At 46.3% G+C, this 23409-nt stretch carries 26 protein-coding genes; 5 read left to right on the forward strand and 21 right to left on the reverse strand.

Going from position 1 to position 23409, the window contains the following annotated elements; all coding sequences use genetic code 11:
- Positions 1-148: 148 nt before the first annotated feature.
- From ACXN9U_RS09865 to ACXN9U_RS09880, 4 genes are all read right to left on the reverse strand, one after another.
- The gene (locus ACXN9U_RS09865) at positions 149-1687 is read right to left on the reverse strand and encodes a bifunctional GNAT family N-acetyltransferase/carbon-nitrogen hydrolase family protein (RefSeq protein ID WP_016938412.1); all 1539 of its coding nucleotides are present in this window, start codon (positions 1685-1687) and stop codon (positions 149-151) included.
- Positions 1680-2369, reverse strand: a complete 690-nt coding sequence (locus tag ACXN9U_RS09870) for an HAD family hydrolase (protein WP_060963206.1) — start codon at positions 2367-2369, stop codon at positions 1680-1682. The genes ACXN9U_RS09865 and ACXN9U_RS09870 overlap by 8 nt, the downstream gene beginning before the upstream one ends.
- 128 nt (positions 2370-2497) lie before the next feature.
- Positions 2498-2920: a CBS domain-containing protein gene (locus ACXN9U_RS09875; RefSeq protein ID WP_016938414.1), complete on the reverse strand. Its 423-nt coding sequence runs from the start codon at positions 2918-2920 to the stop codon at positions 2498-2500.
- Positions 2921-3050: 130 nt separating this feature from the next.
- Positions 3051-3446 carry a DUF5365 family protein gene (locus tag ACXN9U_RS09880; protein ID WP_224988504.1) on the reverse strand — a complete coding sequence of 132 codons (396 nt, stop codon included), beginning with the start codon at positions 3444-3446 and terminating at the stop codon, positions 3051-3053.
- A gap of 110 nt (positions 3447-3556) precedes the next feature.
- Between ACXN9U_RS09880 and ACXN9U_RS09885 the strand changes: the two genes are divergently transcribed.
- Positions 3557-4465: an RluA family pseudouridine synthase gene (locus ACXN9U_RS09885; RefSeq protein ID WP_060963208.1), complete on the forward strand. Its 909-nt coding sequence runs from the start codon at positions 3557-3559 to the stop codon at positions 4463-4465.
- On the opposite strand, the gene ACXN9U_RS09890 is transcribed toward ACXN9U_RS09885, so the two are convergent.
- Positions 4462-5058, reverse strand: a complete 597-nt coding sequence (locus ACXN9U_RS09890; protein ID WP_224988508.1) for a class D sortase — start codon at positions 5056-5058, stop codon at positions 4462-4464. The genes ACXN9U_RS09885 and ACXN9U_RS09890 overlap by 4 nt on opposite strands.
- On the reverse strand, positions 5055-7088 hold the full coding sequence (locus ACXN9U_RS09895) for a 5'-nucleotidase C-terminal domain-containing protein (RefSeq protein WP_224988510.1): 2034 nt from the start codon (positions 7086-7088) through the stop codon (positions 5055-5057). Before ACXN9U_RS09895 ends, ACXN9U_RS09890 begins: the two co-directional genes overlap by 4 nt.
- 193 nt (positions 7089-7281) lie before the next feature.
- Between ACXN9U_RS09895 and ACXN9U_RS09900 the strand changes: the two genes are divergently transcribed.
- Positions 7282-7944, forward strand: a complete 663-nt coding sequence (locus ACXN9U_RS09900) for a spore coat protein (RefSeq protein WP_489201575.1) — start codon at positions 7282-7284, stop codon at positions 7942-7944.
- On the opposite strand, the gene ACXN9U_RS09905 is transcribed toward ACXN9U_RS09900, so the two are convergent.
- On the reverse strand, positions 7945-8847 hold the full coding sequence (locus ACXN9U_RS09905; RefSeq protein WP_060963212.1) for a hypothetical protein: 903 nt from the start codon (positions 8845-8847) through the stop codon (positions 7945-7947).
- Positions 8848-8971: 124 nt separating this feature from the next.
- Positions 8972-9514, reverse strand: a complete 543-nt coding sequence (locus ACXN9U_RS09910; protein ID WP_060963213.1) for a YhcN/YlaJ family sporulation lipoprotein — start codon at positions 9512-9514, stop codon at positions 8972-8974.
- Between the two features lie 144 nt (positions 9515-9658).
- Here ACXN9U_RS09910 and ACXN9U_RS09915 point away from each other — a divergent pair, with 144 nt between their 5' ends.
- The gene (locus ACXN9U_RS09915; RefSeq protein ID WP_060963214.1) at positions 9659-10258 is read left to right on the forward strand and encodes a hypothetical protein; all 600 of its coding nucleotides are present in this window, start codon (positions 9659-9661) and stop codon (positions 10256-10258) included.
- A 206-nt stretch (positions 10259-10464) separates the two neighbouring features.
- Here ACXN9U_RS09915 and ACXN9U_RS09920 read toward each other — a convergent pair whose 3' ends face one another.
- Entirely contained in the window at positions 10465-11856 is a 1392-nt protein-coding gene (locus tag ACXN9U_RS09920; protein WP_082761611.1) for an L-cystine transporter, read from the reverse strand.
- 151 nt (positions 11857-12007) lie between these two features.
- On the opposite strand from ACXN9U_RS09920, the gene ACXN9U_RS09925 reads away from it, so the two are divergent.
- On the forward strand, positions 12008-13087 hold the full coding sequence (locus ACXN9U_RS09925; protein ID WP_489201576.1) for a GGDEF domain-containing protein: 1080 nt from the start codon (positions 12008-12010) through the stop codon (positions 13085-13087).
- 302 nt (positions 13088-13389) lie between these two features.
- Here the strand turns inward: ACXN9U_RS09925 and ACXN9U_RS09930 are convergent, their stop codons facing one another.
- Positions 13390-13584: a MetQ/NlpA family ABC transporter substrate-binding protein gene (locus ACXN9U_RS09930; RefSeq protein WP_489201577.1), complete on the reverse strand. Its 195-nt coding sequence runs from the start codon at positions 13582-13584 to the stop codon at positions 13390-13392.
- Positions 13585-14034: 450 nt separating this feature from the next.
- Here ACXN9U_RS09930 and cspB point away from each other — a divergent pair, with 450 nt between their 5' ends.
- The gene (gene cspB, locus ACXN9U_RS09935) at positions 14035-14235 is read left to right on the forward strand and encodes a cold shock-like protein CspB (protein WP_003155376.1); all 201 of its coding nucleotides are present in this window, start codon (positions 14035-14037) and stop codon (positions 14233-14235) included.
- Between the two features lie 86 nt (positions 14236-14321).
- Here the strand turns inward: cspB and ACXN9U_RS09940 are convergent, their stop codons facing one another.
- The 11 genes from ACXN9U_RS09940 to yhbH all read right to left on the reverse strand — a co-directional run bounded on the left by ACXN9U_RS09940 (position 14322) and on the right by yhbH (position 23263).
- A complete protein-coding gene (locus ACXN9U_RS09940) occupies positions 14322-15269 on the reverse strand; it encodes an ABC transporter permease (RefSeq protein ID WP_489201578.1) in 948 nt (315 codons plus the stop codon).
- Complete coding sequence (locus tag ACXN9U_RS09945) at positions 15262-16179, reverse strand: ABC transporter ATP-binding protein (RefSeq protein ID WP_489201579.1); 918 nt, start codon at positions 16177-16179, stop codon at positions 15262-15264. The genes ACXN9U_RS09940 and ACXN9U_RS09945 overlap by 8 nt, the downstream gene beginning before the upstream one ends.
- Positions 16180-16896 (reverse strand): ABC transporter ATP-binding protein, encoded by a 717-nt coding sequence (locus tag ACXN9U_RS09950; RefSeq protein WP_489201580.1) that lies wholly within the window; start codon positions 16894-16896, stop codon positions 16180-16182.
- Positions 16886-17263 (reverse strand): GntR family transcriptional regulator, encoded by a 378-nt coding sequence (locus ACXN9U_RS09955; RefSeq protein WP_029575338.1) that lies wholly within the window; start codon positions 17261-17263, stop codon positions 16886-16888. Before ACXN9U_RS09955 ends, ACXN9U_RS09950 begins: the two co-directional genes overlap by 11 nt.
- Positions 17264-17265: 2 nt before the next feature.
- Positions 17266-18033, reverse strand: a complete 768-nt coding sequence (locus ACXN9U_RS09960) for a hypothetical protein (RefSeq protein WP_489201581.1) — start codon at positions 18031-18033, stop codon at positions 17266-17268.
- Positions 18034-18152: 119 nt separating this feature from the next.
- Positions 18153-18524 (reverse strand): hypothetical protein, encoded by a 372-nt coding sequence (locus ACXN9U_RS09965; protein WP_438421488.1) that lies wholly within the window; start codon positions 18522-18524, stop codon positions 18153-18155.
- A gap of 12 nt (positions 18525-18536) precedes the next feature.
- The gene (locus ACXN9U_RS09970) at positions 18537-19070 is read right to left on the reverse strand and encodes an NAD(P)H-dependent oxidoreductase (RefSeq protein ID WP_016938430.1); all 534 of its coding nucleotides are present in this window, start codon (positions 19068-19070) and stop codon (positions 18537-18539) included.
- 24 nt (positions 19071-19094) lie between these two features.
- Positions 19095-20690, reverse strand: coding sequence for an MFS transporter (locus ACXN9U_RS09975; RefSeq protein ID WP_060963221.1), 1596 nt, complete (start codon positions 20688-20690; stop codon positions 19095-19097).
- A gap of 40 nt (positions 20691-20730) precedes the next feature.
- Positions 20731-21396: an HlyD family secretion protein gene (locus ACXN9U_RS09980; RefSeq protein WP_007610259.1), complete on the reverse strand. Its 666-nt coding sequence runs from the start codon at positions 21394-21396 to the stop codon at positions 20731-20733.
- A 36-nt stretch (positions 21397-21432) separates the two neighbouring features.
- A complete protein-coding gene (locus ACXN9U_RS09985; protein WP_016938432.1) occupies positions 21433-21897 on the reverse strand; it encodes a MarR family transcriptional regulator in 465 nt (154 codons plus the stop codon).
- A gap of 193 nt (positions 21898-22090) precedes the next feature.
- Positions 22091-23263: a sporulation protein YhbH gene (yhbH, locus tag ACXN9U_RS09990; RefSeq protein ID WP_060963222.1), complete on the reverse strand. Its 1173-nt coding sequence runs from the start codon at positions 23261-23263 to the stop codon at positions 22091-22093.
- Positions 23264-23409 lie beyond the last annotated feature (146 nt).

Here is a 23409-nt window from a genome sequence, read left to right on the forward strand (position 1 = left end):
GCGGCATGGGCGAGTCAATAAAGCGGCGGCAATTAAAAAAACGCTTTCTCCCAGAAAGCGAAAGGGCTACAAGAGCATATCCCGAAACCGGGGACGGTGCAAGTATTTTTATAAAAAAACCCGCTCCTTAAACCGGAGCGGGCTTTCTTCATTTAAGATGCGTAATCCGGTAGATGTCTTTGCGCCGGTCTTTCAGCTGGCGCACGGTTCCGTTTTCACGCTGCCTTCTTAAAATTTCAAGGTCAACGTCCCCGATCACAACCATTTCGATATTCGGGTTCGTTTCACCGACGATTCCGTCTCTGGCAAATTCAAAATCAGACGGAGCAAAAATGGCTGACTGTGCGTATTGAATATCCATATTTTCTGTTTGCGGCAGGTTCCCGACCGTACCTGAGATGACAGTGTAAATTTGGTTTTCAACCGCTCTCGCCTGAGAGCAGTATCTTACGCGCAAGTAGCCTTGGCGGTCTTCAGTGCAGAACGGCGTAAAGATAATTTTCGCCCCTTGATCCGCGGCAATTCTCGCAAGCTCCGGAAATTCAATATCGTAGCAGATCTGAATGGCGATCTTTCCGCAGTCTGTATCAAATACGCGCACTCTGTCTCCGGCGCTGATGCCCCACCATTTCCGCTCATTCGGCGTAATGTGAAGCTTATACTGTTTTTCAATCGTGCCGTCACGTCTGAATAAGTAAGCGATGTTATAAATTTTCCCTTCTTCTTCAACGAAGTGGGAGCCGCCGATGATGTTGACATTATATTTCACCGCGAGGTCTGTAAAGAGGCTGATATAGTCCTCTGTATATTCGGTAATCCTCTGAATGGCCAGACTCGGAGAACGCTCCTCGAGGAATGACATGAGCTGCGTCGTGAAAATCTCCGGAAATACCGCGAAATCAGATCTTGCATCGGAAGCCACATCCACATAATATTCAACCTGATTGGCAAATTCCTCGAAGGAATAAATCTTTTTCATTTCATACTGAATGACGCAAATACGCACCGGAAATGCCGATTTGTAATAGCGCTTCGACTGCGGCAGGTAATCGACATTGTTCCACTCCATTAATGTCGCATATTTAATGGACGCGGTGTCATCCGGGAGATAATTCGGATTGATCCGCATGAGCGTAAATCCGTTCATCAGCTGAAAGGAAAGCACCGGATCATAAATCTGATGGCGCGTCACCTGTTCGACATAGGCTCTCGCCGTCATTTCTTCCGCATATTTATGGTAATTCGGAATCCGTCCGCCGATAATGATGCTTTTCAGGTTTAATCGTCTCGCCAGGTCTTTTCTCGCTTCATACAGCCGGTGTCCGATCTTCATCCGTCTGTATGCCGGATGCACCATCACTTCAATTCCGTACAGGTTCATTCCGTCCGGATTGTGGTTCGTGATGTAACCGTCGTCTGTAATGTCCTGCCATGTGTGGCGGTCATCGTATTCATCGAAATTGATGATCAGGCTGGAGCATGATCCGATAATTTCCCCTTCATACTCGGCGCAAAACTGACCTTCCGGAAAATGCGCGAGATGGCTGATTAAATGCTCAGGCTCCCAAGGCTCCATCCCCGGGAAACAATCCTTTTGCAGCTCAATAATTTTGTTGATATCTTTCTCTTCCATGTTCCGTATGACCATTTTCTTTTCAAAACGGGTCAGATCAAGTTTCTCAGACAATGCCGCTTCCCCCTGCCGATTCGTTTTGATTGTTCAAGCGCTGTAAAAGTAATTCAAGTTCCATTTCCGCCATCGATTCCAGTCTGTGATCGTATTCTTCAAACAACAGGGCGCTTGTTACCTTATTCGGTACGATCACACATTTCATGCCGGCACGTTTGGCTGCGATTGAGCCATTGACGGAATCCTCAAAAGCAAGACATTCGGAAGGTTCGACGCCTAAATGTTCCGCCGCTTTCAAATAGAGTTCCGGATTCGGCTTCACTTCTTCTACGTCATCCGCCGTCTGAATCACTTCAAATTCATCAAACAGGCCTAACTCCTTCAGGTGGCCCGATACCCATTTGAAATCTGAGCTTGAAGCAAGCCCCACCTTCAATCCTAATTCTTTCGCCGCGGCTAAATAAGCCTCCACCCCGGGACGCGCCGTTTCCGTTTTCATCCGCTGATCGAAGCGCGCACGTCTGATCGCCGTCAGTTCGTCATGATCGAGCTTTCTTCCCAGCTGCTCCTCTAAATACGCGAACGGCTTAAACCCCGCGGCCGTTCCGATCACCTTTCCCCAGACAGATAAAGGCAATGTCGATCCGTGTTCTTCAAACATTTCTTGCAGCACTTCATATTCATGGGTTTCTGTATCTAAAATTAACCCGTCAAAATCAAAGATTAATGCTTTTATCACTGCTTACAGCTCCTTTAGTTAACGTACTGTGACCTATGTATACACTATACCGTGAATTTCTTTCGCGTTCAAAATGTAACATTCGGACGGAAAGAAGAGCCTGCATGAATGCAAGCTCTCTTGATCCGTTACTGTGAGTTTTGGCTGGAAATATTAGAAAGAGCTGCTCCCGCAGACTCGTTTGAACGCTGATCGACCGCTAAGTCTCCAAGCGCAACGATCCCGACCAAATGATTTTGATCAACAATGGGAAGGCGGCGGATTTGGTGTTGGGCCATCAGGTGTGACGCCTCTTCAAGACTCATCTCCGGGTTTCCGGATACTACTTTAGAAGACATCACGTGCGAAACAGGTGTTTGGCCGTCGCGGCCTTGAGCCGTTGTTCTCAATGCGATATCACGGTCTGTCAGCATTCCTTTTAATTCCCCTCCGTCAACGACGGGAATCGCTCCGACATTATGCTGATGCATCAGCGCGGCCGCTTCCTGAATCGTTTGATTGGGAGAAACGGTAGCCACGTGGGTAGTCATTGATTGTTTGATTGAACTCATTGTAAAGCACCCCTTTCGCCATTTATTATGCTCAGGGGTTTGTCTCATTATAAAGGGAGTTAGAGGAAAGAAATTGTGGTATCATGTCAAAGAAGCAAAAAAGAGCCTGTAAAAAGGCTCTTTACATCCGTCAGATCAGTCTTCTGTGACCGCAGGCTTCTGATTCGGCTCTTGTCTCGAAATCATCATAGGTAAACGGAAAATTCATTCCGCAATCATTCAGCAAAGCGCAATTTTTATCAAACAGCGCCCGCTCTTTGGCATCATATACCGCGTGCGGCTTTGACAGCATGATATGTACCGTTTGCAGACAAGCCATAATTTGAAATGCTTCTTTTAACGTTCCTTGGTAAAGTTGGTTTTGTAAAGACAATACGCCCCTTTTTTTAAAGCGCTGCATTTCCAGTTCGGAGAAATAAAGAGGAAAGACATTTTGGAACAGTTCAGAGGAAAGCTCTTGTATCGCGCTTTCTTGTCCGTCAGTCGCTGCGTTGACAATTCTCACATCAATCACCTTTCTTGCCATGTGAATATCCTTAATCTTTATCAAGAATAGCACAGAAAAAAACGCGAAAGCTAAGGTAAGTGTTTCCTATTGAAACAGCCGCTTTCCGCTTGAAAAAGGAGCTTTATGATATGAAACAAAATGACCGCGGGCTGGAACTTCTGATAACGGAAAAGCACGCCGGACAATGGCTGTTTTCAGTCCTGAAATCAGAATTTCAGGCATCAAAACCCGTGATAACCGAATGGATGAACCAAGAAAGCATTCAGGTCAATCGCACATCTCCCAAAAACAACATCATCCTGAAAACCGGAGACCGCCTGTTCATTGATCTTCAGGAAAAAACGGAGTCATCGGTGATCCCGGAATACGGGGAAGCGGAAATCTTATTTGAGGACAATCATATGCTGATTGCAAATAAGCCGGCGGGGATGCCGACTCATCCGAATGAAGAGGGTCAGACCGGAACCCTCAGCAATCTGATCGCTTACCATTTTCAAATCAACGGCGAACAAGCGAAAGTCCGCCATGTTCACCGGCTTGACCGGGACACGTCAGGTGCGGTCGTTTTCGCTAAACACCGCCTGGCTCATGCCATCCTCGATCGGCAGCTTGAAACCAAAACATTAAAACGAACCTATATCGCCGCAGCGGAAGGAAAAGTGACGCCGAAAAAAGGCACGGTTGATTCGCCGATCGGCCGCGACAGGTCACATTCCGTCAGACGGCGCGTCTCACCCGGCGGACAAGCCGCCGTCACCCATTACAAGGTAAAAGGCTATCATTCCGGCGCGCAGCTTTCTCTGGTCGAGCTTGAATTGGAAACCGGAAGAACACATCAAATCAGAGTGCATATGGCAAGCATCGGCCATCCGTTAGCGGGAGATGACCTGTACGGCGGAAGCCGGGCGCTGTTTCACAGACAGGCGCTTCACGCCAAAAAGGTCAGCGTCGTCCATCCGGTCTCCGGAGAAGAAATCATTGCCGAAGCGCCTATGCCCGCTGATCTGGCACACTTTGCCGACACGTATTTTTCTTAAACCGGGTAAGCATATATAATATATCGTTTCGGTGCATTTCCGATGTAAGAAAACGGATAGCAAGTGGTCAGGATCAGTTCCTCCCGCTCGTGCTGAAGGGTGATGACGGACGTATCATCCCGGCTGACGATTTTTGTATGGCTGATTTTATAAGAAAACGCGCCGTAAGACAGAATCACGTTCAGCCTGTCTCCTTTTTTCAGTTCGCCGGTCCGTCGGAACACCGTGTCCCTGTGGCCGGATAATACGATTTGGCCGTGTTCATCCGGATAATAGCTGTCTTTATAATGGCCGACGCCTTTTGCTAAATCGTCTGCGTCAGTCCCTTCCAAGATCGGGAGCTCAGCATCAATTTTAGGGATTTCTAAAATACCGCTTGCTTCACCTGTTTTAGGATGAAATTCTTTTTTGCGCTGCGCCAAAACGGCTCTATTCGTTTCTTTCTTTGCCAGAACGGGTTCAGCCGTTTTTTTTGCTTCTTGAAGCGATTGGTTTGTCTTCATATGTGAATCGACGATCTTCCAGCTTCCGTAGCATGTGACGATGACACCGATAATGATGACAAGAAGCGGAATATGTTTCAGTTTATTCATGGTGTGCGGTTGCTCCTTTTCCCTCTGAAAAGCCAGTATACGCCGGCGCCTGTGATCACCAGTCCGGCCAGTGCCGTCTGATGGCTGCCCGCTGAAGTGTCAGGCAACGGGCGGCCTTTTTGTGTGCCGCTTTCAGTCTGTTCTGTGCTTTTTTCCGGATTTGCAGCCGGAGACGGACGGGTTTTGGAAGCTGTTTCTTTTATAACGGGACGCTCTGGGTTTTTTGCTTGATCAGGCTGTTTTGCAGCATCCGGGTTTTTAGCGGGTTTTTCCGCTTGGGGTTTTTCTGTTTTATCGGGTCTGGTGCCGCCCGGTGTTTCCCCGCTTCCCGGCTGACTGCCGGTGTCATCAGGTGTTTCGGTTGCGGATGCCGTGCGGATGCGGCCGTTGCTTTGATAAGAAATCGGAGCGGAAAAGCTTTTGACATAGTCTACTGTCGCTTCCAAATCCTCAGGCCCCGTCACCGGATTCTTGCCGAGTTTCCCGATCGGGCCGTATTTTGCCCCCGCTGCCGTTGCCATAAATTGATTGACTGTTAATGTATATCCTTTCTCGGGCTGTATGTCTGTCCCGTCCGCCATTTTCATATCAATCGCTTTTCCGGTTTCCGGGTTCCATGTATAGGAAAATCCGCTGATGCTGTAATCCGGTCCGTAAACCGGAGAAATTTGCGCGTTGATGATCTCCCGCAAATCTTTTCCTTTGATTTCAAGCTTCGTCAGCACATTGCCGAACGGCTGAACATTATAAAGGTCTCCCCATGTAATCGGCCCTTTTTTTATGCCGTCCCGGATGCCGCCGCCATTCATTAGCGCAAAATCGGATTTCATCTTCGCTTTCATACCGTCGGCAATCAGATTTCCAAGCGCCGTGTCGCCGTCATTTGAATAGCCGCCCGTTATATCATGGGCCGCTTCCCCGACCTCTTCGCTGATAATTGGTTTCACTTTCTCTTCATATTTGCTTAATATGCCTGCCGCATCCGGGTCCGGCTTGATTTTACTTTGGTCGATATATTGGATCTCCGCTGATTTTTTCACGATATCCTTCGACTCTTTATCAAGTTCAAGATCGGCGATTCCGATTGCTTTTCCGTATTCAAATGCCTGCACGATAAGCTTGCCGTTGACTTCTCCGTTTACGACTTTATGATTGTGCGCGGCGAAAATCACGTCAATCTCTGAGTCTGTCCCGGCGGCAAGCTTTGCGGCTTCTCCCGTAATCGCACTGCCGTTTTGTTCAGCAGACATATGGGCGAGCACGGCGATAGCTTTAATTCCTTTTTTCTTCAGGTCAGCGGCGGCGTCATTTACGGCTTTTACCTCATCCGTAAACGTGATGTTTTTAATTCCGTCCGGAATGACCATTCCTGCTGCCGATCTGGTTACAACTCCTATAAATGCAACCGGAATTCCGGAAACGTATTTGATTTCATACGGCGGCAGAAAGGGCTCTCCTGATTTTAGTTTACAGTTGGCGCAGACGAGCGGGAAATTTTGGCCGTCATAACCGCTTGTCCCCTTTCCGTCCGGATGATCTCCTCCATTGATGATCCGTTTAAGCTCATTTGTTCCTTCATCGAATTCATGATTGCCGACAGTCCCGGCGTCAAACCCGATGTCTTCCATCAGTTCTACTGTCGGTTCATCTTGAAAAAGGGCTGACACGGGAGAACTGCCCCCGATCATATCGCCCGCATGCACCACGAAGGCATGTTCTTTTTCGGCTTTTGCTTTTTTAATGTACGCCGCAGCGTAGTCCATTCGGCCGAACGTGCCATCCGGTTTACCATCTCCGTTAAGATCAAGCTCATATTGCTGATCAATTTTTCCGTGCAGATCATTCATGCTGATGATTCTGAGCGGGACACGGCCGGTGTCTTCAGTCTGCTGGTCTTGATACGCCTTAGCCGTTCTACTCTCATTCAGCGGTCCGGCTTGTCCGATTGCTGACGCATCTTTCACGCCGGAGACCATAAAACAAACCATCAGCAAACAGCACGAAAGACGCATCCCCCTTTTTTTCTTCATTCATTTCCCCCCTTGTCTTCTAAGAAATACGTTAGCTTATTTTCTTAAAAATCACACCACTTTTTTGTAAAGATTGTCTTCACTGGCGCAAAATAGTAAATAGTCCCCATGTAACGAAATAGGTCTGCATGTATAACGGATCAGCTTTTTTCACATCTTAATGATGATTTGACATGAAGGAGGAAAACAATCAGTGGAACAGCAGCAGAATCAGCAGCAGCCGCCAGTAAATCAGGGGATGCCGGGTTCACCGCAAGTGAATCACGGAGGACATGAGCTTTTCGATATGCATGAAGTCCTGGCCGGAACAGTCGGCGTCCTGGATCAATTTATGATGCTCAGACAATTTATACAGGATCAGCAGCTGGCGGATATTCTTGACCGCCAATACCAATTCATTCTCGGACTTTATAATCTGACGGCAGAATGCTTTAAGACCGGCCAAAAGCCTTCTCAGGAAACTTCGACATATATGATGAAGGAACAGAACCAAGCCGTGTACGGCATAAAAGCGACACAGCCGAAAAAACCGAATCAATCATTAAATGATGTCAAAGATCTCGGGATAAGCGGCCATATGCTCGGCCTGATTAAAGCTCAAGCTTCTCTTTTGACGATGAGCTCGCTTGAAATGACCAATCCCGTGACAAGAAGAGTGCTCTCCGCCCAAATTCAGCAATATGTTGAAATGGCATTTGAAATCTTCCTGTACCAAAACAAACACGGTTATTATCAGGTTCCTCAGCTTAATGCACAAGATATGCAGACGATGCTGAATTCATTCGGGCCGGCTCAGGGACAGCCGCAAATGCCTCCGATTAAAGGACAAATGGGACAGCAGCAAAACCTGCATTGATTAAGAAACGGCGTTGGATACCCGACTCTCCAATGCCGTTTTCTTTTTTTCATATGTTTTTGTGAAATCACGTTCAAACTGTTTCAGGGTTTCTTTGGCGGCCGCTTCAAAGCCTTTTTCAAAATCCTGTGTTTCGGCGGTTTTGTTGATAATGGTTAAGATAATGCCTTCTCCGAATGTATCGGTTAAATCCTTTATCATATAGAAGCTTTGCAAATATACATCCGTCTCATATACCATCCGCGATTTCTGCCATTTTCGGTCGGTCGTTAATTGATCAAACGGCACGACGGAAAATGCAATCGGATCAATGACTACATCATAATGCGCAACCCATTCGCTCAGCCCCTCATGAAACCAAAGCGGAAATTCAGACGTAGACGTTCCCATTTGCCGCGTTTTTTGATGAAACGCATAGTGCGTATATTCATGAATAATCAATTGTTTATACATAAAAACGGCCAGCTCATCTTTTTTCAAAAGCTGTTTTTTCTCTTCAGGCAAAAGCCCCATCATCTGCTCCTGCTCTGAATAAAAACCGACTACGTTTTTCAAGCCGGAATATTGCTCAATTTCAGCTTCATCCGCAAAGAAAATAAGTTCAAGAGGCGCTGTTCCTTTATAGCCGACAATGATTTGATTGATACGCTTTGCGTAGTCTAACGTAAGCTTGGTCAGGTCCAAGAGCGGCTTTTCATCCGCCGTATAGTAAATCGCTGTATGTTTGTAAATTTCTTTATTCATGTGTTCAGTCACTTGTTCCTTCGTCGGAACAAAGCGGCTGTTTTGGCCCGACAGGACGTACATCAAACTTACCGAAATGGCTGAACTGACAGCCAATATGACAAGGACCCCGCACAGGATCAGAGTGAATGCCGCCCGTTTCCCCATGCCGTCACGCAAACAAGCTCCCTCCCCGATCCTTCAATTTTCATCTCATTCTTTACTTTATGCGCCGGAAGGTTTGGCCGTGACGGCAGATAAAATAAAAAAGCCGCAGCAAATGCGGCTTTTCCATTCATTTCATTTATTTATTGGGGGTTGGGAATACACGCTGCACCATTTGGCCGAATTCATCAAACAGACCGGATACCGGGTGGCCGTTTTTGATTCGTTTTCCGTAGCCTTGCATACGTTCCACGAAATCCGGATTCGCTGATACATATACTGTCCGGACATGTTTATCGGCTGATTTCACCTTATCGGTAATCTTATTTTTCAAATGGTTGGCGATGGCGCCTTTTTGCCCGTTTGTCAAAACAACAGCAACATAAGCGGTGTTTCCGGCAATGATCACAGTTGCATTTTTAACTTCTTTCAGATCAGTCACCTTGTCTGCGGCTTTATCGGCAACGCTCAGGTTACGGTCGTTATTGTGATCTGCGGTGTTTTGGTTATGACGGTTCCCTGTATTCATATTTGTCGCACCGTCGTTAGGCGTGTTGCGGTAATTTACATTTTGGGTGCGGTTGTCATTTCGTTTTCCTTCTCCCTGGTTTCCCATACTGCACCCTGCTGTAATCAGCATCGGCAGAAGAAGGGCAGAGATAACTGCTTGTTTTTTTATCATGTGAATTCCTCCTTTCTCACTTTACGTATAGGTTTTTCTATTCGGCTGGATTTATGCACTCCGTTTGCATTTTGAGCGGTTTGGATAAATATCAGAAGGAAAGGAAAAGATAAATGTAATCACTAGAATGAGGAGGGATTTAACTTGTTCAGACAAAAAAAAGGCATCAGCCCGACAGCGCTGCTGATCGGCTCATCACTTTTGATTGCAGCTTTATCACCGGAAATCCGCCGCAAAATCACCGGAATGGTTTCAGGCCGAATGCAGCATAAAGATGACGCACACTCCATGCAGCCTGCTGAGATGATTAAGCAGGCTTTCGGCGGAGAATCCGGCGGACAGCAGCACACGGACAAAGCACGGCACTCACAAGGCGGCTCCATGCAGCCTGCCGAGATGATCAAACAGGCTTTCGGCGGAGAATCCGGCGGACAGCGGCACACGGACAAAGCACGGCATTCACCAAGCGGCTCCATGCAGCCCGCCGAGATGATCAAACAGGCTTTCGGCGGAGAATCCGGCGGACAGCGGCATGAGCAGACTTCCGGCCAACACTCCGGCTCATCTTCATCGTCTCATGAACATAGCCGGAGCCATACGGACGGACAGGCGGACCGCCGAAAAGAGACTTCGGCAAAGCCTCACTATACGGAGCCGATTCACTTTGAAGAAAGCGCGGTAAATGTTTTAAATGACAGCACCGTGATGAATATGCTGGAAGATCTGGAACCCGGAAATCATTAAAAATACGCGACTTCGTTTTTTAACCGATTTGAAGAAGTTCCCTTAATCATAACGCCGGGGAGCGGATAATGTTGTTCCCGCTAAAAAAGCCTTAACTTCAGGTGAAGTTAAGGCTTTTCAGATTGAGGAAAGATCTTGCTAACCATACAGTGCGGCTTCACAGCAAAGTGATGCGTCACGGCTGGTTTTTGCTGATGATCCTCTTTTTAAGCTTCTTCAGCTTCAACGACGATTGAGGAATCATTGTAAACCGAGGTATCGGTTTCCTTCGTCATTTTACTTGTTAACAGTCCCGCGGTCATGCTGCCGCTGACATTTAAGGCAGTGCGCCCCATGTCAATTAACGGCTCAATTGAGATGAGCAGCCCGGCAAGCGCAACAGGCATATTTAAAGCGGATAAGACGAGAAGAGCCGCAAATGTCGCGCCGCCTCCTACGCCTGCTACACCGAACGAACTGATTGCCACTATCGCGATGACCGAAATAATAAATCCGGGTTCAAACGGATTTTGCCCCACTGTCGGCGCAATCATCATCGCGAGCATTGCCGGATAAATGCCGGCACAGCCGTTTTGACCGATCGATAAGCCGAATGAACCGGCGAAGTTCGCAATTCCTTCCGGTACGCCCATGCTTTTTTGCGTTTTAATATTGAGCGGCAAAGCCCCTGCGCTTGAACGGGACGTAAACGCAAACACCATGACCGGAAATGCTTTTTTCACGTATGTGATCGGATTTAAACCGCTGAACGTAATCAGCAGCAAGTGAATGATAAACATGACGATAAGCGCGGCATATGATGCGATCACAAACATCCCCAGTTTCGCAATGCTGTCGATGTCGCTTGTCGCGATCGTTTTGGTCATAATCGCCAACACCCCGTAAGGCGTCAGTCTTAAAATTAATGTCACGACGCGCATAATAATCGCGTAAACCGCATCGACAATTCCGCTGAATGTCGCGGCGTGCTCCGGCTGCTTCCGTTTCACGCCAAGGAAAGCGATGCCGAGAAAAGCGGCGAAAATAACGACTCCGATGGTGGAAGTCGGTCTGGCCCCGGTGAAATCAAGAAACGGATTTCCCGGCAGAAGCTCAACGATTTGCTGAGGAAGCGTTTTAGCCGTCATATCCTCCGATTTTTGCTGAAGCTCCTGGCCTCTTGATAGCTCAGTGCTCCCCTGGTCGATATGAACGGCCTTCAGATCAAAGGAAAGCGCCGAAACAATTCCGACTGCCGCGGCAATTGCTGTCGTGGCGATCAAAATTCCGATGATCAGGCCGCTGATTTTTCCGATGTTATGGGTCAGTTTCAGCTTCGTAAATGCGCCCAGAATGGAAATAAAGACAAGCGGCATGACGATCATCTGGAGCAACTTGACATAACCGCCGCCGGCGATATTAAACCAATCAGCTGTTTGTGTCACGATATGTGAAGCCGGTCCGTAAATCAATTGCAGTGCAAAACCGAATACAATGCCTAATCCGAGCGCGGTAAAGACACGTTTAGAAAAGGAAACGTGTTTTTTTTGCATCACAAACAGACCTGCTATAAGCAGAAGCATAATGAAAACATGTAAGACTACAAATAAATTCTCCAAAACAGGTAAACACTCCCTTGCTCATTATCCTTACACACTATATTATATGAATTCCGATCGGTCAAGTATGATTTTACAATATATGTATTTTTATAGACTTTTCTCTTTTCTTTCCACCCTTTCTTTAGTAACTTATATAAGGGTGATTGTTATGCTGAAGGAACTGTTTCTTAATTTGACGATTTTAATCACATTTAATTATCTCTTCACCCTTCTTTTTAAAGAGTCGCTGTCGTATAAAGAAGACCGTCCGATGTTTCAATTACTGAAGGGGGCGGCTTGCGGGCTTTTAGGGGTTTTTCTGATTGCTTTCGGATTTTCTTACTCTGATTCTATCATTGATCTCAGAAATATCCCGATTATCATCGCCGCTCTTTACGGAGGCTGGGTGTCTACGGCAGTTGCCTTTATCATTATTGTGGCAGGCCGTATCCTGATCAATTTCAATGCCAGCGCCATTTATTCCATCGCCGCAGTCGGCATGATTGCCATACTTTCTGTGGCAGTATTCAGAGGAAAAAAGCCGAATCGCAAAAAGGCGTTCGTTATGCTGCTTTTCTCAAACGTTATTTTCACCCTGACGCTGCTGTTTCTTGTGCCTGAACAGCCTGCCGGGATCCTCGTTTATTATTGGCTCATTTCCACTTTGGGCGGAATGCTGTCACTGTATATCATCAAACACGAAGCCGATGCCCGACTTTTATTCAAGAAATACAAGTTTCAAGCGAATTATGATTTTCTGACGGGGATTTTTAATAAAAGAAAATTCGAGGAGATCTCGCGTGTCCTGTACGACCGGGCATCTCAATCATCCTCATCTCAGCTTGCGCTTATTTATTTAGATATTGATCACTTTAAACAGATCAATGATCAATACGGCCATTATGAAGGTGATCAAGTGCTGAAAGAACTGGGGACGCGGCTGAGGTTCTTAATCAGCAGTTCTGATCCGTCAGCCCGTATCGGCGGCGAAGAGTTTGCGGTGCTTATACCGAATTGCACGTATACAAAAGGGCTTCACCTCGCAGAAGAAATCAGGCAGACGATGGACGGGAACCCGATTCTGCTGACGAGCGGAGATACAATTTTCGTGACCGTTTCTATCGGCATCGCGCACTATCCGACAAATACGGCGGATCCGCAGACCCTGCCTCTGATCGCAGACCGGATGCTGTACAAAGCGAAAACCTCAGGACGCAATCAAGTGTGCAGCACTGAAAAAAAAGAATGATCGCCGCAGGGAGAATCATTCTTTCTTTTCAGTGACAACGGCGCCCGGCTGGAAAACGAGAATCAGGCTGTCCTGATATTCGATACAAAGACAGGAGTTCTTGCAGCCGCATGAAATCCTGCTTTTTTGGCGAAAACTGCTGCGTCACGCCTTTTCTATGTAATCAGCCCGCCTCCTGCATAAGAAAGAGCGCTCTGCCGAAACCCGCAGCTTCATCAGGCATGATCCACTTCGTCCGGTATATCCTTCAGCCGTTTATACTGCTTGGAATAAATGCCGAGCACACGCCGCATACGTCGTTCTTAAAGGGGCAGCTTCTTTTTTCCAATAGTCGGCAAACATTTAAAATAAGCAACGGTTTGAAATGTATCTGCATCAAAATCCCCGCCGGCAAGTGCCAAATCAGCCTCGGCATAATCTGAAAGCGCCGCCAATGAAAGTTCTAATCCTTCCTCTCCGACTTTTTTGCGACAAATCCCCAGATAAATGGATGACATTCATTGATTCCGATAGTAATGGCTCGATTCCAAGCGGGATCGTGGCATGAAGTAAGCGGCATGATCAAAATGAAGAGAAACCAGACTCTTTATAATCCGCAGCTTCAAGATGACCTACTCCCTATCTATTTTTATGTGCAGCACTGCACCATGCATTCGGGCTCATGATTAAGTTAAGGTTGTAGAGAGCGGCTTTTATGAGCTGCAAAATGTGCTGTTCAATCTCAGATCAGCCTTCCGTATCCGCGCGATTTCGACTTTAAAAATGTTATTTCAAAAAAAGTTACATTTAGCAGTTGTTTTTTCTCCGGATTACTGGTAGAGTAAAGGTAATTATTTTTGTTCGAACTATCTTTAAGAAGAAAGTTTTGTAAGAGTTTTCGTCTTGGAAGTTTGTTTTAGAGCAAGAATAGTGAATTTAAGCGTTATGTCGCTTTAGGAGGAAATTTCATGTTAGAAGGTAAAGTAAAATGGTTCAACTCTGAAAAAGGATTCGGATTCATCGAAGTAGAAGGTCAAGACGATGTATTCGTTCACTTCTCTGCTATTCAAGGCGAAGGCTTCAAAACTTTAGAAGAAGGCCAATCTGTTTCTTTCGAAATCGTTGAAGGAAACCGCGGACCACAAGCTGCTAACGTAACAAAAGCATAAATGTCTTAAAAAAACCTGCCGGTGCAAGCCGGCGGTTTTTTTTATATCAAAAAGCTGTTTTGCCTAGGCAAAACAGCTTTTTTACATCAGGTAGCAATATCCCGTTTTAAGAAGACGCCGAATGCGAGCGCCATAAAAATAATGAAGTAAATCACAAGCATCACAACCGAAAATGTCATCGTCATCCCCTCTACTAAAGGAGTCCCGTTCATATATTGCGACAAATCCGTGTTCGCAAATAAAATATATTTCGTCCATTCAAATTTCGTGGCAAGAAATACAGTCGCCGTGTTGCCCATAACCAATAGAAAAATAGAGAATCCGACCGCTAACGAGCTGTTCCGGAATACCGCAGACAGCATAAACGCCATCGTCGCAAGCATAAAAGCGGAGACAGATTCATAGATATATGTTTTAGCGAGAAAGGCGATGATATTTTGTTCAAAAACACGGCCGTCTTTGTATACGAGATGGACATTGGCCGCAGTATCTCCGCCTGTACCGAAAAAGAGCGATCCCAACAGAGCGGAACCGGCAAATAAAATCACAAGCATCAACAGTCCGAACAACAGCACCGTCATATATTTAGAAAGCAAAATTTGAAAACGGCTGAGCGGACGGATGGCCAGCAGTTTGATGGTTCCCCAGTTGAACTCATTCGCCACGATGCCTGCTGCTATGATAATCGTGAACAGGCCGGTCAAAACCGTCATCATCGAAGAATCAGCTATGTATGACCACACGGTGTACCCTGTATCCTCGGGGATATTATGATCCATACGGTATTCATTTATCGCGATATTCTGTTTCAGACTATCAATGACAGTCTGATTTCCGGTTTCCTTCATCTGCTGTTTCATTTCTTTGTTTGCACCCTGGAGCTCCTGCTTCCAATTCGGATTGGCTTCGTTGGAGGTAAAGTGGTTTGACAGAAGTGCAAAGCCGGTCATCGCAAGGCCTAAAATCACAATCATAGCCCACGTGCCGACACGGCTGAAGATTTTAATCCATTCATTATAGATCAGTTTAAGCATATTGAGCCTCCTCTTTCGTCCCGCCGGTAATTTCCAGGAAACGGTCTTCTAAAGATTTTGTTATGATTTTCACTTCATATAAGCGGATATTTTCACGGACGAGAAGTGAAATCACATCAGGCACTTCCTGTTTTGACAGCTTGATCTCAAAGCCGCTTGTCTTCTTCACACAGTCAAACTGACTCAGGACGGCAAGCGCCTCTTCCTTTTGTTCAATATGGAAAAAGTATGTATCTTTTTCTTCTGTTCCTTCATCTCTTACCTTTTGAATATCAACAAGCTCTCCTTTTTGCAAAATCCCGATTCGATCGCACATCAATTCCATTTCGGACAGCAGATGGCTCGAGACGATCACCGCCATTCCTTTTTCTCGTGTCAGTTTTTTCAGATGATCTCTGATTTCCCTGATACCGGCGGGATCAAGGCCGTTTGTCGGTTCATCCAGAATCAGCACCTTCGGGTTATGCAGCAGACTCTGAGCAAGACCGAGGCGCTGTCTCATCCCGAGAGAATAGGTCTTTACTTTGTCATGAATTCTGTCCTGTAATCCGACGAGCTCGATGACCTCATCTATTTTTTCTTTCGTAACGCCTTTTACCATTCTGGCGTACTGCTGTAAATTTTTATAGCCGCTCAGGAATTTGTACAGCTCCGGATTTTCCACGATGGCTCCGATATGCCTGACCGCTTTTGCATAGTTCTTCGTAATGGATTCTCCGCAGATTACGATGTCTCCATGAGACAGTTTCATTAATCCGACCATCATTCTGATCGTAGTCGTTTTCCCCGCTCCGTTCGGTCCCAGAAACCCAAACACTTCGCCTGCCCGGACGGAGAAGCTCAGATCATGAATAATCGTTCGTCCTTTAATCGTTTTCTTTACCTGTTGCAATTCCAATACTGTTTCCAATTAGAATCCCCCTTCTTTTTCGTACGCCTGCATAATGCTTTTATACCATTGCAGCACGGACATTCCTTCCTGCTCCCTGAGCTCTTCGACTTCACGCCGTTCAGCGATTTTCCCTTTTCTGAACACCATCACTTCGTCCAAAAGCGTCTCAATCTCATCGATCTCATGTGTGGCGATAACTACGATCTGACTGTCAAAATCAATATACGATACGAGACTGTTGACGATTGCTTCCCGGACCGCCGGATCCAGACCGGAAAACGGCTCATCCAGCAGAATGACGGATGCTTTTCTCGACAGGGCCAGGACGATTTTCAGCCTGCCCCGGCTGCCTTTAGACAGCTCTTTTATTTTCTGCTCCGCTGAGAGATTCATTTCCGATAATAGATTCCGTGCTTTTTCCAGCTGAAAATCCGGGAATTGTGAATGATAAAATGTGAGCATATCACCGACAGTCGTCCGGGCGAAAAACGTATCATGTTCGGTTAAATAAGCCGTACGAAAAAGCATTTTCCGGCTTACGGCACGTCCGCCGATCCGAACAGCGCCCGAGGTGGGAAATGCAAGCCCGGCAAGCATTTTCAGCGTTGTTGATTTACCGCTTCCGTTCGGTCCTAATATTCCGTAGATCTTACCCGGAGACAATGAAAATGATACATCGCTGACCGCGAGCCTGCGGCCGTATTTTTTTGTAACGTGTTCAAAATCAAGATTCATCGTCTGCTTCCTCCGCATATTGTTTGATCCCGTCGAGCATTTCTTCAGGAGATAACCCCAGCTCCGCCATTTCCTGAATAAAGCGTTTGAATACGTCTTTTGTCAGCCTGTCTTTCAGCTCTTCTTTCAGATCGGGCCTTTCAGCTATAAAGGTTCCCTGTCCTCTTCTCGTTTCCACGATCCCCAGCCTTTCCATTTCACTGTACGTTCTTTGTATCGTATTCGGATTCACTTTCATCTGCACGGCCATCTCTCTTACGGACGGCAGTTTGTCACCCGGCGAAAGCTCGTTTCGAATCAGCCGGTAATATACACGGTCGGCAATTTGCAGATAAATCGGCTTTGATGATTGAAATTCATGCTTCATCATTACACCTCAACCTTGCGATTCAGCAGCATTGAGGCCAGCGCGAGACAGAGCGCCGCAAGCACAATCACGGCCAGGAAGCTGAAAAGCGAGATGTGGACGGCGTTCAGCTCCATCGTCCAGCCGGCCAATTTTGTATAATGAAATTCAAAATTCGCATACACTTTTACCGGCCATAGATCGTGTTGAGATGAAGTGAAAGGCGTAATGAGTTTATCGTCAATATAGGCCCAGACAAACGCAAGCACGATGCAGATCACCCAGCGGAGAACGGGGAAATATTTTAACGAGTGAAAAACAGTCCAAAATATGGCCACGATCACAGATAAGTATGCTGAGCTGATCAGCAGGTAAGCATTCAGTCCTGTTAATGTGCCGGCCAGGGGAATGGTGTGTTCCAGCGCTCCTTTTGCAGCAAGCATCCGGTACATCCAAATACCGTAGCCGGTCAGCGCCAGCTGCCCGATAAACTGATACAGCAGTGAGGCCGTCAGCTTGGAAGCCAGCAGATAAAACCCGCCATTCGGATTGTAAAGCCACAGCTGATTTTTCCCTTCTTTGCGGAGGTGATAGTACATAAAAAGCGGCGCCGCAAGAAATTGAAAAAACCCCATTGCCGCAAAAAAGCCGAAAATGACGAGCGGTTCTTTCTGACGGACAGCAATAACGTGGGCTGCCGCCGCCCAGAAGATCATGCCGCAAAGCCAAACCGCCAGCCAGACCCATGAAACCTTCGCATCTTTTTTCAGCAGACCTAAAAACGATGTCATTCTTTCTCTCTCCATTCGGGACCAGTGTATGAGTCACATAGTACACTAGATCATCACAAATTACAATATCTTCAATAAAAAAAAGGCAAATCCGCTCTTACGCAGATTTGCCTTTTCAATTACTTCTTTTTGTTTTTTAAGGAGAGCAGCGCATCACGATAGCTGCTATCCTGCATTTTGCCGCCGCTTTCGGGATCTGTTGTTTCCTGATCCGTCTCAGAAGTCTTGAACTTCTGAAGCGCCTGACGGTACACATCATCGCCCATTGTATTCTTTTTCTCGCGGGGAGATTCAGATTTTACAACGACGGGAACATGCTCGGCTGAGCGTTCCTCGGCCGGATCATGCTTTTCCGGCTGTTCGGCTGTAGTGCCGATCGCTTCTCTCTTTTCTTCTTTGACATCCTGTCCTGCAGCAGTGCTGCGGACATTGAATGTGATAAGAAGTGCAATCACAATGACAGCAGCAATAACCGCTATAATAATGGCCATATAACCCTCTCCTTACTGTCGTCCGGCAGTTAAATTACCTGTGACCTGGCTGACACGTCTGCCAAGCGCACGGCCTAATTGAAGGCCTTCTTCCGTCATCAGCACATCGCTGTCAACCGGGCATGTGACGCCCGCGCCGTAGTAAGAACCGTACAGCGCATTTTCAGGAACGTTGCCGGGAAGACCGACAACAATCATGCCTTGGTGAAACATAGGAGTGATCAGATTGTGCATTGTCATTTCTAATCCGCCATGGGTTGTCGCAGTCGTACAGAATACGGCGCCGACTTTATCAATCAGCTCGCCCTCAGCCCACAAATAGCCGAGTCTGTCGATCCACGCTTTTAAGCCTGAACTGATGGTGCCGAAGTGTCCAGGGCATCCCCAGATAATCGCATCCATGTCCTTCAGCTTGCGGATGTCGGCTTGATCGACATGGTCAATCAAGACTTCAGCATCAGCGTTTTCACTTGCTCCTTCCGCAATGGCTTCGGCAAGGTATTTTGTGTGTTCGCCTTCACTATCGTACACTACGTAAATTTTCATTCAGGAAACCTCCCATTCAGATGATTAAGATTCCTTCACTTCTTTAGGGGCCGGAAGCAATGACAGCTCCTCTTTTTTCTTCGCCCGCTGTTTGTCTTTCCGTACGTCACGCAAGAACAGGCTCAAGACTACGCCGATAACCGCAAAGATCGTCGCCCACATAAATGCGTCATTAATTCCCATAACGTTGGAATTAAGTGAAGCCGTTTTGTAGAGATAGGCATAAACGGTTTGTTTCGCCGCATCAAGCGACATGTTCATGTTGACCATTAAATTCGAAACCGCGCTTTGGAACGACTGCATGAAGCTTGGATCTGCCGTGCTTGTTTTATCCGCAATCTGCGAATAATGCATCGTCGTGCGGTTCGTATAGATCGTTGTGATCAAACTTGTTCCGATTGAACCGCTGATCTGGCGGAGCGTGTTGCTCATCGCCGTGCCGTGGCTGTTCAACCGTGCCGGAAGCTGGTTCATTCCGGCTGTCATTACAGGCATCATTAACAGTGACATACCGAATGCGCGGATGGCATAGACAAGCATGATATGCGTATAAGGTGTGTCAATTGTCAATTTTGTATACTGGAATGTCGTTGCGACCGTAATGACCAGTCCGACGATCGCAAGCGGTCTCGGACCGATTTTGTCAAACAGAATACCGGAAATCGGCGACATGATCAGCATGACAATCGCGCCCGGCAATAGCAAGAGGCCTGATTGCAGCGCCGTAAAGCCGACTAAGTTCTGCAGATAAATCGGAAGCAGGAACATTCCTGTGTAAAGCGCAACGGTAATAATGATGTTAATCACACTGGAAAGTGAGAAAATATCATATTTAAATACCCGGAAGTCAAGCATCGGTTTTTCAGAGCGCAATTGCTGAATGACAAACGCGGCAATCGCGACGATACCGACAATGACGGTAGACAGAACGATTGGGTCTCCCCAGCCGTCGCTTCCCGCTTCACTGACTCCGTAAAGCAAGGAGGCGAATCCGACAATGGATAGAATCGCACCCAAGCTGTCGAGTTTGATTTTTTGCGGTTCCACCAAGTTCTTAAAGAGGAAAAACGCTATGACAATAACGATCGCCCCGATCGGAACAAGGCCGTAGAACATAATGCGCCATGTGTAATGCTCAATGATCCAGCCGGAAAGAGTCGGTCCGACCGCCGGAGCAAACATCATCGCAAGACCGAAAATCCCCATTCCTTTCCCCCTGCTTTCAGGCGGGAAGATAAGCAGAATGGTTGTCATGACCAGCGGCTGCAAGATACCGCCGCCGACCGCCTGAATTAACCGGCCGATCAGCATGGTTGAGAAGTTAGGCGCGATTCCGCAGACTAACGTTCCCGCTGTAAAACAGAACATGGCTACGAGAAAGAGGCTTCTTTGCCCGAACCGGGTAATTAAGAAGGCCGATAACGGAATCAAAACACCGTTGACCAGCATGTATCCGGTCGTCAGCCACTGAATCGTCGTCGCACTCACACCGAACTCGGTCATTAAGTGCGGCATCGCCACGTTAAGAAGCGTTTGGTTCAAGATCGCCAGGAATAACCCGGCCATAAGCACAATAAGCAATGTTTTAGGACTTTTTACTTGATTATCTGATTTAGCCACCTAAGACAACCTCCCTTCATGGTTTGATGACTGATCTGTATTATTCAGAGATTTTTACAGATGCGTTCATACCAGGAAGCACCTTGTCAGATGGGTTGCTGAGTGAAATTTTAACAGGAACTTTTTGCGTTACTTTTGTGTAGTTGCCGCTTGAGTTTGAAGAAGGCAGCATATCAAAAGTTGAATTTGTCGCATAGCCGATTTCTTCTACAGTTCCGTCAAATGTTGTATTAGGGTCACCGTCAACAATGACGTCTACTTTGTTTCCTACTTCAATGTCTCTGATGTCAGTTTCTTTAATGTTTGCAGTGATGTAAAGGTGTTTCATGTCAATTTCTTGGGCAATTGTCGTACCGGCTTGCACCATTTGACCGTTTTTCACTTCGTTTTTCACGATTGTTCCATCCATGATGGCTTTAACGTCAGCATTTTGCTGTCCTTTGATTTTTGCAACAACGTCGTTTTTGCTTACTTCTTTCCCCTCATCAAGGTTCCAGTCAGTTACTTTACCCGCAGCAGGAGCTGTGATAGCAGCCATGTCGCCGGCAACTTTTGCTTCATCGGTTTTTACATAGTGCGTGCTTTGATAATAGTAGTAAGCACCTCCGCCTATAATTGCAAGAACAACAATCAAACCGATAATGTTGGTCAGAATTAAACGTCCTCTGTTCATTTTGTTTTCTCCTTTCGTTTCTTCCTCTATCATTTTGTGGAATGATGATAAAAATATGTGGGGATTTTTTTATTTTCCGTTTTTCACTGCACAGCCGTTTGCAAGCTTCGTTAAACTTTCCGCCAGCTTGCGCAGGTACTGCAGTTCAGCGGTATTGAGCTGCCGGTATAAGACCGCCGCTTTTTCGGCATATTGAACAGCAGCTGTCTTTAGAAGTTCTTCCCCCTCTTCGGTTAACTGAATCATAACAACACGCCGGTCGTCGTGATAGTCGCTCCGAACCATTAAGCGGCGCTTATACAGAATATCGGTCATTCTCGTGACAGACGCCGGTTTCAGATCAAGCGACAAAGCCAGCCTTGAAAGCTGCGTGCTTTTGCTCTTATGTATTTTGAACATCAGCAGATACTGCAGGACTGTAATATCAAAAGGTTCAAGAACTGTCTCCAAGATCATTTTCTGCTTTTTGTAAATTGATCTGGAAGTATCAAACAGTTGTTCAAAACTGAGCAAAGCGAGCTCTGATTCAATCACCGTATTTTCACCTCATTCCCTTAATAATAGTTCACAAGATAAAATATTAATAAATGAAAGAAGATTTGTAAAGAGAAAAGTTTTATTTTTAAAGGATTTTTTTTATGTCTTTTTTTCTCTTTATTTTTAATTTAAAAAAGCCGGGTGAAGAACCGCGGCCGCACGATTCTTCACTCGGCTTTATGTTTAATAATTATGCTTTGCTTACCCCTGCTTCCTCTTTTTTAAAGAAGCTTTTCAGCGCTTGAAAAACGTCTGATTTCTGCTTTAAGATGTAATATTTAAATTTATCATCTTTGACGTTTTTATAGGCGGACATGAGTGTTGAATGCCTGTTATATTGATTAACCTCACCGTAGCAGAACAGATTCGATTTTTTCATGATGTCATTGACGAGCTTTACGCATCGGGCGTTATCCGATGTTAAATTATCCCCGTCTGAAAAATGGAACGGATAGATGTTGTAGCGGGCGGGGTCATATTTTTCATCAATTAATTCAAGAGACTTCCGGTAGACGGAGGAGCAGATGGTTCCCCCGCTCTCGCCTTTCGAGAAGAAATCTTCTTCCGACACCACCTTCGCTTCCGTGTGGTGGGCGATAAATTCGATATCTACCGTTTCATACTTTGTCCGTAAAAATCGTGTCATCCAAAAAAAGAAGCTCCTCGCCATATACTTTTCCCATACGCCCATCGAACCGCTTGTATCCATCATGGCTAAAACGACAGCTTTCGATTCCGGCTTCGTCACATCATTCCATGTTTTGTATTTCAGATCTTCCGGATAAATCGGATAAAACGACGGCTTGCCTGACATGGCGTTTCGTTTATAGGCAGACAGCATCGTTCGTTTCTTATCAATATTCCCTGTCAGCCCGGTTTTCCGGATATCATTAAATTCAATATCGGTATGAACGATATTGTCCCTTTCCTTTTGCTGCAGATTCGGCAGTTCTAATTCCTGAAACAGCGCTTCTTCCAGGTCCATCAATGAGACCTCAGCTTCATAATAATCCTCGCCTGCCTGATCGCCGGCTCCCTGGCCTTTTCCGGCCCCCTGCTTTTTATCTGCGCCGTCTCTTGCGACGACATCGCCGATTTCGCTGTCGCCGTCACCTTGGCCGACATGTTTGTTTTTATCATAGTTATAACGGATTTTATATTCATCAAGCGAACGAATCGGGATTTTCACGACATCTTTTCCGTTGGACATAATAATGCTTTCCTCAGTGACAAGGTCCGGAAGGTTATTTTTTATCGCTTCCTGTACTTTCTTTTGGTGACGCTGCTGGTCGTCAAAGCCTTTGCGATGGAGGGACCAGTCTTCCTCTGAAATCAAAAAATTTCCGCTGTCATTACGGGACATGAATTCCCCTCCTTAACCGTTATGGTCGTTTTACATGTGTATTCCGGCTTGGTCCTGTTTATGAAACAAGTCCGGCGAAAAGATTTATTCTTATCTTATGCCGGACGGACTTTTCAATTGACAAACAATTTTGAAACATAGACAAA

The sequence above is a fragment of the Bacillus sp. BACIII genome, from assembly GCF_057836745.1.

Coding starts and splice junctions, on each gene's coding strand:
- ACXN9U_RS09875 (WP_016938414.1), bottom strand. CDS start 2,920: ATGAGTTCAATCAAACAATCAATGACTACCCACGTGGCTACCGTTTCT.
- ACXN9U_RS09880 (WP_224988504.1), bottom strand. CDS start 3,446: ATGGCAAGAAAGGTGATTGATGTGAGAATTGTCAACGCAGCGACTGAC.
- ACXN9U_RS09885 (WP_060963208.1), top strand. CDS start 3,557: ATGAAACAAAATGACCGCGGGCTGGAACTTCTGATAACGGAAAAGCAC.
- ACXN9U_RS09890 (WP_224988508.1), bottom strand. CDS start 5,058: ATGAATAAACTGAAACATATTCCGCTTCTTGTCATCATTATCGGTGTC.
- ACXN9U_RS09895 (WP_224988510.1), bottom strand. CDS start 7,088: ATGAAGAAAAAAAGGGGGATGCGTCTTTCGTGCTGTTTGCTGATGGTT.
- ACXN9U_RS09910 (WP_060963213.1), bottom strand. CDS start 9,514: ATGATAAAAAAACAAGCAGTTATCTCTGCCCTTCTTCTGCCGATGCTG.
- ACXN9U_RS09925 (WP_489201576.1), top strand. CDS start 12,008: ATGCTGAAGGAACTGTTTCTTAATTTGACGATTTTAATCACATTTAAT.
- ACXN9U_RS09930 (WP_489201577.1), bottom strand. CDS start 13,584: ATGTCATCCATTTATCTGGGGATTTGTCGCAAAAAAGTCGGAGAGGAA.
- cspB (WP_003155376.1), top strand. CDS start 14,035: ATGTTAGAAGGTAAAGTAAAATGGTTCAACTCTGAAAAAGGATTCGGA.
- ACXN9U_RS09940 (WP_489201578.1), bottom strand. CDS start 15,269: ATGCTTAAACTGATCTATAATGAATGGATTAAAATCTTCAGCCGTGTC.
- ACXN9U_RS09950 (WP_489201580.1), bottom strand. CDS start 16,896: ATGAATCTTGATTTTGAACACGTTACAAAAAAATACGGCCGCAGGCTC.
- ACXN9U_RS09955 (WP_029575338.1), bottom strand. CDS start 17,263: ATGAAGCATGAATTTCAATCATCAAAGCCGATTTATCTGCAAATTGCC.
- ACXN9U_RS09960 (WP_489201581.1), bottom strand. CDS start 18,033: ATGACATCGTTTTTAGGTCTGCTGAAAAAAGATGCGAAGGTTTCATGG.
- ACXN9U_RS09965 (WP_438421488.1), bottom strand. CDS start 18,524: ATGGCCATTATTATAGCGGTTATTGCTGCTGTCATTGTGATTGCACTT.
- ACXN9U_RS09970 (WP_016938430.1), bottom strand. CDS start 19,070: ATGAAAATTTACGTAGTGTACGATAGTGAAGGCGAACACACAAAATAC.
- ACXN9U_RS09980 (WP_007610259.1), bottom strand. CDS start 21,396: ATGATAGAGGAAGAAACGAAAGGAGAAAACAAAATGAACAGAGGACGT.
- yhbH (WP_060963222.1), bottom strand. CDS start 23,263: ATGTCCCGTAATGACAGCGGAAATTTTTTGATTTCAGAGGAAGACTGG.